The organism is Mycobacterium sp. 1465703.0 (assembly GCF_001672975.1).
In the GTDB taxonomy this organism is placed as follows: domain Bacteria; phylum Actinomycetota; class Actinomycetes; order Mycobacteriales; family Mycobacteriaceae; genus Mycobacterium.
Window position 1 is genome coordinate 1 of sequence record NZ_LZKU01000254.1, and the last position, 14100, is coordinate 14100.

Genomic DNA, 14100 nt, shown 5'->3' on the forward strand with positions numbered 1-14100 from the left:
AGCGGGGGATTTTGCGTTCAGCGGGCCGTGCTAGACGGCGCGATAGAAGGCCGAACAGCAAAAAGGCCGCCGCTGGATCCCCTCACTCCAGCGGCGGCCCTTTTCGGACGCCCGTCGCGCAATAGACAGGGCAGTCGTTCCGGGGGATGCCCCGTATTGCCGTCGGGGTCGGGGGGTCAGACCACAACACGGGGCCATCCGAAGAGTCGGATACCCGCGCCCCTACGGTGCTAACCCGATGTGACTCAACTCATGGCCCGCCGGGGGAGCCGGTCAGGCCTCCAGAATGGCGGCGACGCCCTGGCCACCGGCCGCACAGATGGAGACCAGGGCGCGCACGGTGGCGCCGCCCTTTTGCTCGGCCTTGCGCTGCGCAAGCTGCTTGGCCGCCTGAGCCAGGATTCGTCCGCCGGTAGCCGCAAACGGGTGGCCGGCGGCCAGCGAGGAGCCGTTGACGTTGAGCTTGGACCGGTCGATCGAGCCCAGCGCGGCGTCCAGGCCGAGCCGCTCCTTGCAGTACTCCTCGGACTCCCACGCTTGCAGGTGACACAGCACCACCGACGCGAACGCCTCGTGAATCTCGTAGAAGTCGAAGTCCTGCAGGCTCAGGCCGTTGCGGGCGAGCAACCGCGGCACCGCGTAGGTCGGCGCCATGAGCAGCCCGTCGCGTCCGTTGACGTAGTCGACCGCCGCGGTCTCGGAGTCCACCAGATACGCGAGTGGGGTCAGCGAATGAGCGGCCGCCCACTCGTCGGTGGCCAGCAGCGCCACCGACGCACCGTCGGTCAGTGGAGTCGAGTTGCCGGCCGTCATCGTCGCGTCGCCGGCCTTCACGCCGAACACCGGACGCAGCTTGGCCAGCTTCTCAGCCGACGAGTCCGCACGCAGGTTGTCGTCGCGGTAAAGCCCCAGGAACGGCGTGACCAGGTCGTCGAAGAAGCCGCGGTCATAGGCGGCCGCCATGTTGCGGTGGCTGGCAGCGGCCAGTTCGTCCTGAGCGACGCGGGCGATGCCCATCTTCTTGGCGGTCAGCGCCTGGTGCTCCCCCATGGACAGCCCGGTGCGCGGTTCGCTGTTGACCGGGATCTCGACGCCCAGGGTGGCAGGCAGCGTGCCCACCAGCTTCAGCCGTTGGAGATTGGACTTGGCCCGGCGCAACTTGAGCAGGGTGCGGCGCAGGTTGTCGCCCAGACCGATAGGTGCATCAGAGGTGGTGTCCACACCCCCCGCCGCGGCCACGTCGTAGCGGCCGGCCGCGATGCCCTCGGCGGCGGTGACGGCCGCCTGCAGCCCGGTCCCGCACGCCTGCTGCAGGTCGAACGCGGGCGTGTAAGACGACAGCTGCGAGCCCAGCACACACTCACGGGTCAGGTTGAAGTCGCGGCTGTGCTTGAGCACCGCGCCGCCGACCACCACGCCCAGCCGCTCACCGGCCAGTCCGAAGCGATCCACCAGCCCACCCAATGCCGCGGTGAACATGTCCTGGTTGGACGCCTCCGCGTAGGCGCCGTCCGACCGGGCGAACGGAATGCGGTTGCCACCCAGCACAGCCACGCGTCGCCGCTCAGAACTGCGCTGAGCAGACCCTTTACTTGCCTCAGAACTTGCAGGGGCCACTATTCTTCTCCGTGTTTTTGCGGTCTATTCGGTTTGGGAATCGCCCGTCTGGGGCCATACTACCCACTGTTCTTACTCTGCAGTAAGTTCGTCCCCGATACGGTTGTGCTGTAGGCATACCCCGACTTCGCAAGAACATGAAAGGTAGCTACCGGTGGCTCCCAAGGCTTCGTCCGATCTGTTCTCTCAGATCGTCAATTCCGGTCCTGGATCTTTTCTCGCCAAGCAGCTCGGTGTTCCCCAGCCCGAGCCGCTGCGCCGCTACCGGGCCGGCGAACCGCCGCTGGCAGGGGCGCTGCTGATCGGCGGCGAGGGGCGGGTGGTCGAACCGCTGCGCGCGGCGCTGGACGCCGACTATGACCTGGTGGGCAACAACCTGGGCGGTCGCTGGGCCGATAAGTTCGGCGGCCTGGTGTTCGATGCCACCGGCATCACCACGCCGGAGGGACTCAGGGGGCTCTACGAGTTCTTCACCCCGCTGCTGCGCAATCTCGGTCATTCCGCGCGGGTCGCGGTGGTCGGCACCACGCCCGACGCCGCGGCCAGCCCGCACGAACGAATCGCGCAGCGCGCGCTCGAAGGCTTCACCCGCTCTCTGGGCAAGGAACTGCGCAACGGCAGCACGGTGGCGCTGGTGTACCTGTCGCCGGACGCCAAACCGGCGGCGACGGGCCTGGAATCGACCATGCGCTTCATCTTGTCGGCCAAGTCCGCCTACGTCGACGGCCAGGTCTTCTACGTCGGAGAGGCGGACTCCACGCCTCCGGCAGACTGGGAGCGGCCGCTGGACGGCAAGGTCGCCATCGTCACCGGCGCCGCCCGCGGCATCGGAGCGACGATCGCCGAGGTGTTCGCCCGCGACGGTGCCCGCGTGGTGGCGATCGACGTCGAATCGGCTGCCGAGACGTTGGCCGAGACGGCCAGCCGGGTCGGGGGCACCGCGTTGTGGCTCGACGTCACCGCCGAGGATGCCGTGGACAAGATCACCGAGCACCTGCGCGAGCACCACGGCGGCCGCGCCGACATCCTGGTCAACAACGCCGGCATCACCCGGGACAAGCTGCTGGCCAACATGGACGACGCTCGCTGGGACGCCGTCCTCGCGGTCAATCTGCTTGCCCCGCTGCGTCTTACCGAGGGGCTGGTGGCCAACGGCACAATCGGGGAGGGCGGACGGGTGGTCGGGCTGTCGTCGATGGCCGGCATCGCCGGCAACCGCGGCCAGACCAATTACGCGACAACCAAGGCCGGGATGATCGGCCTCACTCAGTCGCTGGCGCCCGAGCTGTACGGCAAGGGCATCACGATCAACGCCGTCGCGCCGGGGTTCATCGAAACCCAGATGACGGCCGCCATTCCGCTGGCCACCCGCGAGGTCGGACGCCGAATGAACTCGCTGCTGCAGGGCGGGCAGCCGGTGGACGTCGCGGAAACCATCGCCTACTTCGCCAGCCCCGCTTCAAATGCGGTGACGGGTAACGTTATTCGCGTCTGCGGCCAGGCCATGCTGGGCGCCTAGACAACCGCTGTCAAGGAGAACGTTATGAACCAGCCAAGCGGCCTCAAGAACATGCTGCGCGCGGCCGCCGGCGCCCTGCCGGTGGTGTCCCGGGGAAGCGAGCTGCCCAGCCGCACGGTGACGATCGACGAATTGCCCATCGACCGCACCAACGTGGCCGAGTACGCGGGTGTCACCGGATTGCGCTACGGCAATCACGTGCCGCTGACCTATCCGTTCGCGCTGACCTTTCCGGCGCTGATGTCGCTGGTGACCGGCTTCGACTTCCCTTTCGCCGCAATGGGAGCGGTGCACACCGAAAACCACATCACGCAATACCGCCCGATCGCGGTCACCGATACGGTCGGCGTGCGTGTGCACGCCGAAAACCTGCGCGAGCACCGCAAGGGTCTGCTGGTCGATTTGGTGACCGACGTCAGCGTCGGCAACGACACCGCCTGGCATCAGGTGACGACGTTTCTGCATCAGCAGCGGACCAGCCTGTCCGACGAGCCCAAGCCGCCCCCGCAGAAGCAGCCCAAGCTGCCGCCACCGTCCACGGTGCTGCGCATCAGCCCGGGGCTGATCCGGCGCTACGCCGCGGTCGGGGGCGATCACAATCCGATCCACACCAACCCGGTCGCAGCCAAGCTGTTCGGGTTCCCGACCGTGATCGCACACGGAATGTTCACCGCCGCAGCGGTATTGGCGAACGTCGAAGCTCTGTTTCCCGATGCGGTGCGCTATTCGGTGCGGTTCGGCAAGCCGGTGGTGCTGCCCGCGATCGCGGGTCTGTATCTCGACGAACACGATGGCGGCTGGGATCTCTCGCTGCGCAACATCGCCAAGGGCTACCCACACCTGACCGGCACGGTACGGGCGCTCTAGTGCCGGCGGTGGCGACCCGCTTCGCCCGACTCCGTCGCGCTCGCGATCGCCACTGTTGCCGACGGTGGCGACCCGCTAGCCCGCGTGCGTCGTAATGCGGCCCTGGGCAAGCACTTTCAGTGCGTAGGCGCTGGTAGCGGTCAGCAAAAACAGCAGAAAAAGCCACAGCGGTGGCCGGGCGAGTTCCCACACGAAGATCGCCGCCCAGATCGGCGACCCCTGGGTCACCGCGAGCACGCCGGCGGCGCCGGCTAACGACACCGCCGGCACATGCAGCTGCGTGCCGCCGGCCCAATTGATCAGCAGCACCACCGCCGCGCCGGCGGCCGCGCCGGTGGCCAGCGACGGCGTCAGCAATCCGCCGGCCCCGCCGGCGCGCAGAAACAGCGCTGTCAGTAACGGTTTGAGCGCCAGAATCGCCAGCGCCGACAGCAAGGTCATGCCGCTGGCCAAGCTGACGGTCAGGATGCTTCGCCCGTTGCCGGGCAATTCGGGCCACCAGTGCGAAAAGACACCCATCACCAGGCCCGCCCCGGCGAGCGCGGGGACCAACACCCAGGTCCGCATCTCGCGGGCCGGTCGTGCCGCGGCCATCAACCGGTTGAAGGCCAGACCCACCACGAGAGTCACCGGCGCCAACAGCAATCCGTGCGCGGTCAGCAGGTACGTCGACTCTTCGATCGGCCACTGCAGGTTGGGTTGATTGCGGGTGATGGCCGAACCGACGGCGACCGCCAAGCCGGAGGACAAGAACGCCGCGCCCACCGCCCGCGGCTGCCAGGTGCGGAGCAAGATCCGAATCGAGAACAGCGCGCCGGCCAGCGGGACCGCATACACCGAGCCCAGGCCGGCTCCCGCCGCGCAGGCCAGCAGCACCTCGCGGTCGCGCGGTGATAGCCGCTTGAGCCATCCGGTTCCCAAATCACCCAGCGCAGCGGCGAATTGACGTGGAGCGCCTTCTCGCCCGAGCGAGGCCCCCGATCCAACCAGCAGCACCTGCAGCATGGCGTCGATGCTCCAGGAAAGCCGCGGCACGGGTTCACGGCCGGCGATGGTCGGCGCCAGCGGGGGCACGTCGGCCCGGCGCCGCAGCAGCCACCACCCCAGCGCCGCCAGCGCACCGCCGATCATGGGGCCCACTGCACGGCGTATCGGGCTGCTGGCCGCGACCCCGGCCAGCATCGCGCCGAAGCTGTAGTTGTAGGTGGCGTGCTGGACGACGCGCAGCACGAACGTCGTCGCCAATCCGGCAACTCCGGCAAGCAACCCGACGATGATTACCGCACAGAAGAAGTCGAGGTTGCCGCGGTTCGAGCTGGGGTCGCTCATCCGGGCCACCTGGACGAATCTAGGGGTTAGTCGGCAGCGGCGTCCGAGCCGGCCGCCTCGGCGGCCGCTTCCCGCTCGGCCGGTGATCCCTTGAGGCCGTACCAGAACAGGTCGATCATCAGCTGGGCCGCCTCGTCGACGTCGACGTCGCCGGTGCTGAGCCGATTCGCGACCGCCTCGCCCGCACCCACCAGCGCGACGGCCATCATCTCGTGTTCGCGCTCAGACCGCGGGTTGCGGCTACCCGCCCGCATCAGCCCGGCGACCAGATCGATGATCTGCTCGCGTCCTTCACGGACCATGTGGGCGAACGCCTGCGAGCTGGTGGCCTGGGTGTACATCACGATCCAGGACGCCCGGTTGGCATCGATGTAGCGCATGAACGCGGCGATGGTGTTGCGCAGCATGTCGTTGGGGCTCTGCTGAAAATCGATGTCGGCGCGCACCGCGCCGATGAACCGGCTCATCTCGCGGTTCAGGCAGGCACCGAACAGGTCTTCCTTGGAGCCGTAGTACAGGTACAGCATCGGCTTGGAGATCTGCGCCTCGGCGGCAATGGCGTCCATCGAGGTCTCGTGATAGCCGTTGACCGAGAACATCTGCACGGCGGCGTCGAGCATCTGCTGCTCACGGACGGCACGCGGTAACCGCTTGGTGCCACCGGCCATCGCTTGCCTCTCCAACCCGTCTATCTGACTCAAGAGTAAGCAATGTGCTTTTGCCGCACACCCGCTAGTGTCCGCAGGTCGCGCTGCGCCCCTTCATTGCCGCCACCCGCACCAGCGACTCGTCGACCTGCCGCGCCGGCAATTCTCCGGATGCCACCGCCTTCTGCAGCCGGTCCAGTACGGCCGGCACCTCGTCGGTGGTGACCCACAGCGCGACGTCGACACCGGCGAGCAGGCTGCGCAGCACCGCCTCCGACACCCCGTACCGGTCGGAGATGGCGGCCATGCTGGACAGGTCGTCACTGAACACCGGACCGGTGAACGGCGGGCCCTTGTAGCCGACCCCGTCACGCAGCAACCGCACCGCCTGGGGGCTCAGGCTGGCCGGGTCATCACCGGTGAGCCCGGGAACCTGCAAGTGGCCCACCATCACCCCGACCGGCGCCGCGGCCACCAGGGTCCGGTACGGCACCAGATCGCTGTTCTGCAGGTCGTCCAGCGGCGGCGTGAGCACGCCCCCCTTGTGGGAATCACCCGAGCCGTGCCCGTGGCCGGGAAAGTGCTTGAGCACCGGCAGCAGCCCGGCGTCCCGCAACCCCTGCGCATAGGCCCCCGCGTACTCGGTGACCTTGGCCGGATCCGCGCTGAACGAACGGTTGCCGATCACGGCGTCGTCGGGCTCGTCGCTGACGTCGACGACGGGCGCGAAGTCGACGGTGATGCCCAGGTCGTGCATCTTCTTGCCGCGGTCGGCCGCCAGGTCGTGCACCTGCTGGGGGGTCTGCGTCTGCGCCAGCTCGCGCGGCGACGGCGACGTCCCGATCAGCGACTTCAATCGCGAGACCCGGCCGCCCTCTTCATCGACGCTGACCGCCAGCGGCAGCGGCCCGGCCTTGGCCGTGATGTCGGCCAGCGGCCCCTTGAAGATCGACAGGTCCGTCCAGCTGCCGATGAAGATGCCGCCGACGTGGTAGCCGTTGACGACGGCCCGGGCGTCGTCGGCGTTTTTCACGCCGACCATCAGCAGTTGGGCCAGCTTGTCGCGGATTCCCAGGGTGGCCGGAAGCGCCGACGCGTCGGCGCACACCTTCGGCGCCGGCGCGGCCACCGGCTTGCTCGACGTCGACGGGTGGGCCTGGCGCGCGGCGTGGTGGCCGCAGCCGGCCGCCAGCACCGACACGGCTGCGAGCACGGCGAAGCTGCGCGAAAATGCCATCGGGCCATGCTTTCACGGCAGGTGTTTCGTACCGGGCGCCAGGGGGCATCAACGGTACGTTGCTGATCAGGGGGCCGGGGTGCCCTGACTGGCGGGGAGGAGCCAGCGATGACGGGTTTCACGTTGGCCGCCGTGGTCAGCATCGCGGTGGGCTTGTCCGCCGGGGTCGCGACCACGGTCGGGATCACGCTTGCCGTGGCTGACCACAGCCTGACGCCGGTGCCGAGCCTGCAGCGCCCTGCGCTTCCGTCCGGGCCGTATCAGGTGGAATACGGCGACCGCTGCTGGCACGGACACTGCCTGCGCCGGTGACCAGCGCTCGGTTTGGCCGGGCGGTCTTCTGCTAGGTTGGCGTCAGGTTGAAAGCCGCGACCGCAAACCCCGCACAGACCCAGGAGCCGTCGATGAACCGGATCGTTGCGCCCGCCGCAGCGAGTGTTGTGGTTGGCCTGTTGCTCGGCGCGGCTGCGATCTTCGGAATCACCTTGATGGTCCAGCAAGACACGAAACCGCCACTTCCCGGGGGCGATCCGCAGTCGTCAGTGCTCAACCGGGTCGAGTACGGAAACCGTAGCTAGCGGCGATCGCAAGCGCGGCGGAGCCGGGCGCAGCGGGTCGCCGCCATTTGACCCCGGCGATCGCAAGCGCGGCGGAGCCGGGCGCAGCGGGTCATCGCCCTCCGATTCAGCGCCGCGAACGGGGAGTTCAGCGGCGGTCTCGTACGCGACTGGCGGACCGGCGTCGCGCCGGTGGCTGCTGTTGGTCGGCACGATCGCACTAGCCCTGACCTTCGCGCAATCACCCGGGCGGATCTCCCCCGACACCAAACTCGACCTGACGGCGAACCCGCTGCGATTCCTGGCCCGAGCGACCAATCTGTGGAACAGCGAGTTGCCGTTCGGGCAGGCGCAGAACCAGGCCTACGGTTACCTGTTTCCGCACGGCACATTTTTTCTGATCGGGCATCTGCTGGGAGTGCCCGGCTGGATCACCCAGCGGCTGTGGTGGGCGCTGCTGCTCACCGTCGGCTTCTGGGGACTGCTGCGGGTCGCCGAGGCGCTGCGGATCGGCAGCCCGGCGTCACGGGTGATCGCTGCGGCCGCATTCGCGCTGTCGCCGCGGGTGCTCACCACGCTCGGATCGATCTCGTCGGAAACCCTGCCAATGATGTTGGCGCCGTGGGTGTTACTGCCCACGATCATCGCCCTGCGGGCCACCTCCGACAGGTCGGTGCGCGCGCTGGCCGCGCAAGCGGGTCTGGCCGTCGCACTGATGGGCGCGGTCAACGCCATCGCGACCCTGGCCGGCTGCCTGCCTGCGGTGATCTGGTGGGCATGCCACCGGCCGAACCGGTTGTGGTGGCGGTACACCGGGTGGTGGCTGGTGGCGCTGGTGCTGGCCACCCTGTGGTGGGTGGTGGCGCTGGTACTGCTGCGTGCGATCAGCCCTCCGTTCCTGGACTTCATCGAATCGTCGGGTGTGACGACGCAATGGTCGTCGCTGGTCGAGATGTTGCGCGGTACCGAAGCCTGGACGCCGTACGTGGCGCCGACCGCCACCGCGGGGGCTCCGCTGGTGACCGGATCGGCGGCCGTCCTGGGTACCTGCCTGGTCGCGGCGGCCGGGCTGGCGGGGCTGGCCGGCCCGGCCATGCCGGCGCGTGGGCGGTTGGTGACGATGCTGTTGGTCGGCGTGGTGTTGATGGCCGCCGGATACAGCGGCGGGCTGGGTTCGCCGGTGGCGCACGCGGTGCAGGCCTTCCTGGACGCCGGCGGCGCACCGCTGCGCAACGTGCACAAGCTGGGGTCGGTGATCAGGATCCCGGTGGCGCTGGGCCTGGCACAGCTGCTGGGCCGCATCCCGTTACCGGGCAACGCCCCGTTGCCGGTATGGCTGCGCGCCTTCGCGCACCCGGAGCGGGACCGACGGGTGGCGACGGCGATCGTGGTGGTTACCGCGCTGATGGTCAGCACGTCGCTGGCGTGGACCGGTCGGCTGACCCCGCCGGGAACGTTCACCGCAATCCCGCAGTACTGGCACCAGGCTGCCGACTGGCTCACCGAGCACAACACCGGGACGCCGACGCCGGGGCGGGTGCTCGTGGTTCCCGGCGCGCCGTTCGCCACTCAGGTCTGGGGCACCAGCCATGACGAGCCGCTGCAGGTACTGGGTGCCAGCCCGTGGGGGGTGCGCGATTCCATCCCGTTGACTCCGCCGCAGACCATCCGGGCGCTGGATTCGGTGCAGCGGTTGTTCGCCGCCGGGCGGCCCTCGGTTGGCCTGGCCGACACCCTTGCCCGTCAAGGCATTTCATACCTGGTGGTGCGCAACGACCTGGACCCCGACACATCGCGGTCGGCGCGCCCGATCCTGGTGCATCGGGCCATCGACGGATCACCCGGACTACACAAAGTCGCCCAGTTCGGTGACTCGGTCGGGCCCGGCACCCTGGCCGGTTTCGTCACGGACAGCGGACTGCGGCCCCGATACCCGGCGGTCGAGATTTTCTCCGTCGGCGGCGAAAGCGACCCCGGCACACCGTATTTCGTCGATGCCGATCGGCTGGCCCGGGTCGACGGCGGCCCCGAGGCGCTGCTGCGCCTCGACGAGCGGCGGCGGCTGCTGGGCCGGTCGCCGCTGGGCCCGTTGCTGATGACCGCCGACGCGCGGGGTGCCGGGCTGCCCCCGACCAACGCCGGTGTGACCATTACCGACACTCCGACGGCGCGTGAGACGGATTACGGCCGGGTGGACCAACATTCGTCGGCTATCCGGGCCCCCGGCGATGCGCGGCACACCTACAACCGGGTGCCCGACTATCCCGTCCCGGGCGCCGACCCGGTGACCGGTGCCTGGACCGGTGGCCGCATCACGGTGTCGAGTTCGTCGTCGGATTCCACTGCGATGCCCGATGTCGCACCGGCGAACTCGCCGGCCGCCGCGATCGACAGCGACTCGGCGACCGCATGGGTGTCCAACTCGCTGCAGGCCGCGGTCGGTCAATGGATGCGGATCGATTTCGACCACCCGGTGACCAACGCCGCCATCACGTTGACGCCCAGCGCCACCGCGGTCGGCGCCCAGGTGCGCCGCATCCTCGTCGAAACCGCGACCGGCAGCACCACTTTGCGCTTCGACGAGCCGGGCAAGCCGCTTGCCGCCGCACTCCCCTACGGCGAAACCCCATGGGTGCGGATCACCGCCGCAGGCACCGACGACGGTTCCGCCGGGGTGCAGTTCGGCATCACCGACCTGTCGATCACCCAGTACGACGCGTCCGGGTTCGCCCACCAGGTCGACCTACGGCACACCGTGCGGGTGCCCGGGCCGCCGCCCGGTTCGCCGATCGCGGGATGGGACCTGGGATCGGAGCTGTTGGGCAGACCGGGTTGCGCGGCCGCCCCGGACAATGTGCGGTGCGCACCCTCGATGGCCCTGGTTCCGGAGGAGCCGGTCAACTTCAGCCGCACGCTGAGCGTGCCGGCGCCGATGTCGGTGACCCCGACGGTATGGGTGCGGCCGCGGCAGAGCCCCAAACTGGCCGACCTGATCACCGAGCCGAATACCACTGCCGCGCAAGGTGATTCGGATACGGTGGACGTGCTCGGCTCGGCCTATGCGGCCACCGACGGCGACCCGGCCACCGCGTGGACGGCGCCGCAACGGGTGGTGCAGCACAAGAGCCCACCGAGTCTGACGCTCAGGCTGCCGCACGCCACCGAGGTCACCGGCGTGCGGCTGGTTCCCAGCCGGTCGGCATTGCCGGTGCGTCCCACGATGGTGGCCGTCAACCTGGGCGACGGCCCCCAAGCCGTCCGATTGGCATCCGACGGCGACGGGGCGGACCGGGCGCAGACGGTGCCGCTCAAACCGCGGGTGACCGACACGGTGACCATCAGCCTGCTGGATTGGCAAGACGTCATCGACCGCAACGCGTTGGGTTTTGACCAGCTGAAGCCGCCCGGGCTGGCTGAGGCGGTGGCGCTCGGCGCCGACGGCAACCCGATCGCACCCGCCGATCCCGGCCGCAACCGCAGCCGGGAGATCGCCGTCGGCTGCGAGCGCGGACCCGTCATCGCGGTCGCAGGCCGGTTCGTACACACCGCGATCCACACCACGGTCGGGGCGATCCTCGATGACGCGCCCGTCGCGGCGGTGCCGTGCGAACGCGACCCGATCGCGCTGCCCGCCGGCCAACAGGAATTGTTGATCAGCCCCGGCGCCCAGTTCGTCGTGGACGGCGCCGAGCTGGCAACCCGGCCCACCGCCGAAGCCCCACGGCCCGTGCGTATTTCGTCGTGGCTGGCGTGGGGTCCGGATCGGCGCGAAGTGCAGGCTCCCGCCTCGGCCACCGCACGGATTCTGGTCATCCCGGAAAGCATCAACCCAGGGTGGGTGGCGCACACCGGAACCGGGGCCCGCTTGACGCCGATCGCCGTCAACGGGTGGCAGCAGGGCTGGGTGGTGCCGGCGGGCGACCCGGGCACCATCACGCTGACGTTCGCCTCCAACGCGCTCTATCGCGCGGGTCTCGCCGTGGGACTGGCGCTGCTGCCGCTGCTGGCGCTGCTCGCGCTTTGGCGGACGCGACGAAAGGACGCCGACGACGAAGCCGCGCCCGCGCAACCGTGGCGGCCCGGCGCCTGGGCGGCGGTTCCCGCATTGGCCGCCGGGACAGTCATCGCCGGCGTGGGCGGTCTGGTTGCGATGGGGTCCGCCCTGGGTTTGCGGTACGCGTTGCGGAGGCGGCCCTGGGAACGCCTCAGCGTCGTGTGCAGCGCCGGTGGCCTGATTCTGGCCGGTGCGGCGCTGTCCCGGCGGCCTTGGCGCTCGCCGGACGGTTACGCCGGCCATTCCGCGAGTGTGCAACTGCTGGCACTGATTTCGCTTACGGTGCTTGCCGCTTCGGTTGTGGCAATACCACATCGGCGGGGTGATCGGACGGGCGAGCGCGGCGACGAATAGTCGTCAGGGCTATTGGCTAGCCGTTTACCGGCTGATTGACTGGATATGCGGGTTGGCGTAACCGTCACCAACCGAGGAGTTAGCGCCATGGACTGGTTTTCCGCACCCGAATATTGGGTGGGCAGACTGGTGCTCGAGCGGGGCGCCGCGGCGATCTACCTGCTGGGATTCCTCGCGGCCGCGGTCCAGTTCCGCGCCCTCATCGGCGAGCGCGGCATCCTGCCCATCCCGCAGTACCTGGCGAGGCAATCGTTTTGGCGGACGCCGAGCCTGTTTCATCTGCACTATTCCGATCGGCTGTTTTCGACCGTCTCTTGGTTCGGCGCGGCGCTGTCGGCGGCGATCGTCGTCGGGGCCGCCGACGCGGTGCCGCTGTGGGCTGCGATGTTGATGTGGCTGACGCTGTGGGTGCTTTATTTGTCGATCGTCAACGTTGGCCAGACCTGGTATTCGTTCGGCTGGGAATCGCTGCTGCTGGAGACCGGATTTTTGATGATCTTCCTGGGCAACCACGACGTGGCACCACCGGTGCTGACATTGTGGATGATTCGACTGCTGTTGTTCCGGGTCGAATTCGGTGCGGGCCTGATCAAGATGCGCGGCGACCCGTGCTGGCGCGATCTGACCTGCTTGTACTACCACCATGAGACGCAACCCATGCCGGGGCCGTTGAGCTGGTTCTTCCACCATCTGCCCAAGCCACTGCATCGGGTCGAGGTGGCGGGCAACCATTTCGCGCAACTGATCGTGCCGTTCGGATTGTTCGCGCCGCAGCCAATCGCCAGTGTGGCCGCCGGGATCATCGTCGTCACCCAGTTGTGGCTGGTGGCCTCGGGCAATTTCGCCTGGCTCAATTGGGTGACGATCGTGCTGGCGTTCAGCGCCATCGACGACTCGTCGGTTGCGGTCCTACTGCCCAAAAGCCTTGTGCCGGCCCACCCGGGTCTGGCGCCGACGCCGCTGTGGTTCGTCGCTCTGGTGGTCGCGGTCACCGCTGCGGTGCTGTTCATGAGCTACTGGCCGATGGCCAACATGTTGTCCTCGCGGCAGCGAATGAACATGTCGTTCAACTCATTCCACCTGGTCAACACCTACGGCGCCTTCGGCAGCATCGGACGAACCCGCCGGGAGGTGGTGATCGAAGGCACCGACGACGCGGTCATCACCGGCCAAACCGTCTGGAAAGAGTACGAATTCAAAGGTAAGCCGGGCTCGGTACGGCGGCTGCCGCGCCAGTGGGCTCCCTATCATCTGCGCCTGGACTGGTTGATGTGGTTCGCCGCGATCTCGCCAGGCTACGCGCAGCCGTGGTTGAGACCGTTCCTGCAACGACTTCTGCAAAACGATCGCCCGACCCTGCGTTTGTTGCGGCGCAACCCCTTTCCCGATTCGCCGCCCCGATTCGTGCGGGCACAGCTCTACCGGTACCGCTTCACCACACCGCCCGAGTTGCGGCGCGACCGGGCGTGGTGGCATCGCGACCTGGTCGGCGGCTATGTGCCGCCAGTGAGTCTGTCGACCTCAGATCCGCGCGCCCACGACTACTTCTGGTAGGACAGCGCTGCGGTGCGATCGAGATCACACTCTGCACCCGATCAAAACCCCACGGAGCGAAGCAACGGCACGCTACATTCTGCGGCGACCTCACAGCGAGGTCAGCATCAGAAGGGATGTACACCATCGTGATTCGCGCACTGCTCGTCGCTGCCGCGGCGCTGGGGATTATCACCGGGGCCACCGTCAGTGCTCCTATGGCAAGCGCGAGCGGGCCGTACCGGAACTGCACCGAGGCGCACAAGGACGGGCGGTACAACATCCCCAAGGGTGACCCTGACTACCAATCCAAGATGGACCGGGACAACGACGGTATCGCCTGCGAGGGCTAAATAATCGCGGGCCTTTTAACGGCGGGCAAAGGC

At 68.4% G+C, this 14100-nt stretch carries 11 protein-coding genes; 7 read left to right on the top strand and 4 right to left on the bottom strand.

Annotated elements, in window-relative coordinates; translation table 11 throughout:
* Positions 1 to 273: 273 nt before the first annotated feature.
* The gene (locus A5625_RS23885; protein ID WP_067000014.1) at positions 274 to 1617 is read right to left on the bottom strand and encodes an acetyl-CoA C-acetyltransferase; all 1344 of its coding nucleotides are present in this window, start codon (positions 1615 to 1617) and stop codon (positions 274 to 276) included.
* A gap of 154 nt (positions 1618 to 1771) precedes the next feature.
* Between A5625_RS23885 and A5625_RS23890 the strand changes: the two genes are divergently transcribed.
* Entirely contained in the window at positions 1772 to 3136 is a 1365-nt protein-coding gene (locus A5625_RS23890) for a 3-oxoacyl-ACP reductase (protein WP_067000017.1), read from the top strand.
* A gap of 24 nt (positions 3137 to 3160) precedes the next feature.
* Positions 3161 to 4003 (top strand): MaoC/PaaZ C-terminal domain-containing protein, encoded by an 843-nt coding sequence (locus A5625_RS23895; RefSeq protein ID WP_067000019.1) that lies wholly within the window; start codon positions 3161 to 3163, stop codon positions 4001 to 4003.
* A 75-nt stretch (positions 4004 to 4078) separates the two neighbouring features.
* On the opposite strand, the gene A5625_RS23900 is transcribed toward A5625_RS23895, so the two are convergent.
* From A5625_RS23900 to A5625_RS23910, 3 genes are all read right to left on the bottom strand, one after another.
* Positions 4079 to 5332, bottom strand: a complete 1254-nt coding sequence (locus A5625_RS23900; RefSeq protein ID WP_067000022.1) for a chloride channel protein — start codon at positions 5330 to 5332, stop codon at positions 4079 to 4081.
* 26 nt (positions 5333 to 5358) lie between these two features.
* On the bottom strand, positions 5359 to 6000 hold the full coding sequence (locus A5625_RS23905) for a TetR/AcrR family transcriptional regulator (RefSeq protein ID WP_067000025.1): 642 nt from the start codon (positions 5998 to 6000) through the stop codon (positions 5359 to 5361).
* A 64-nt stretch (positions 6001 to 6064) separates the two neighbouring features.
* Positions 6065 to 7216 carry a glycoside hydrolase family 3 N-terminal domain-containing protein gene (locus A5625_RS23910; RefSeq protein WP_067000029.1) on the bottom strand — a complete coding sequence of 384 codons (1152 nt, stop codon included), beginning with the start codon at positions 7214 to 7216 and terminating at the stop codon, positions 6065 to 6067.
* Between the two features lie 108 nt (positions 7217 to 7324).
* Here A5625_RS23910 and A5625_RS23915 point away from each other — a divergent pair, with 108 nt between their 5' ends.
* The 5 genes from A5625_RS23915 (at position 7325) to A5625_RS23935 (ending at position 14067) form a co-directional block, all read left to right on the top strand.
* Positions 7325 to 7528, top strand: coding sequence for a DUF2613 domain-containing protein (locus A5625_RS23915; RefSeq protein WP_067000032.1), 204 nt, complete (start codon positions 7325 to 7327; stop codon positions 7526 to 7528).
* Between the two features lie 92 nt (positions 7529 to 7620).
* Complete coding sequence (locus tag A5625_RS23920) at positions 7621 to 7794, top strand: DUF2613 domain-containing protein (RefSeq protein WP_007769006.1); 174 nt, start codon at positions 7621 to 7623, stop codon at positions 7792 to 7794.
* 175 nt (positions 7795 to 7969) lie between these two features.
* Positions 7970 to 12181, top strand: coding sequence for an alpha-(1->3)-arabinofuranosyltransferase (locus A5625_RS23925; protein ID WP_067000035.1), 4212 nt, complete (start codon positions 7970 to 7972; stop codon positions 12179 to 12181).
* Between the two features lie 87 nt (positions 12182 to 12268).
* The gene (locus A5625_RS23930; RefSeq protein WP_067000038.1) at positions 12269 to 13735 is read left to right on the top strand and encodes a lipase maturation factor family protein; all 1467 of its coding nucleotides are present in this window, start codon (positions 12269 to 12271) and stop codon (positions 13733 to 13735) included.
* Between the two features lie 116 nt (positions 13736 to 13851).
* Positions 13852 to 14067, top strand: a complete 216-nt coding sequence (locus tag A5625_RS23935) for an excalibur calcium-binding domain-containing protein (RefSeq protein WP_067000041.1) — start codon at positions 13852 to 13854, stop codon at positions 14065 to 14067.
* The last annotated feature ends 33 nt before the right edge of the window (positions 14068 to 14100 follow it).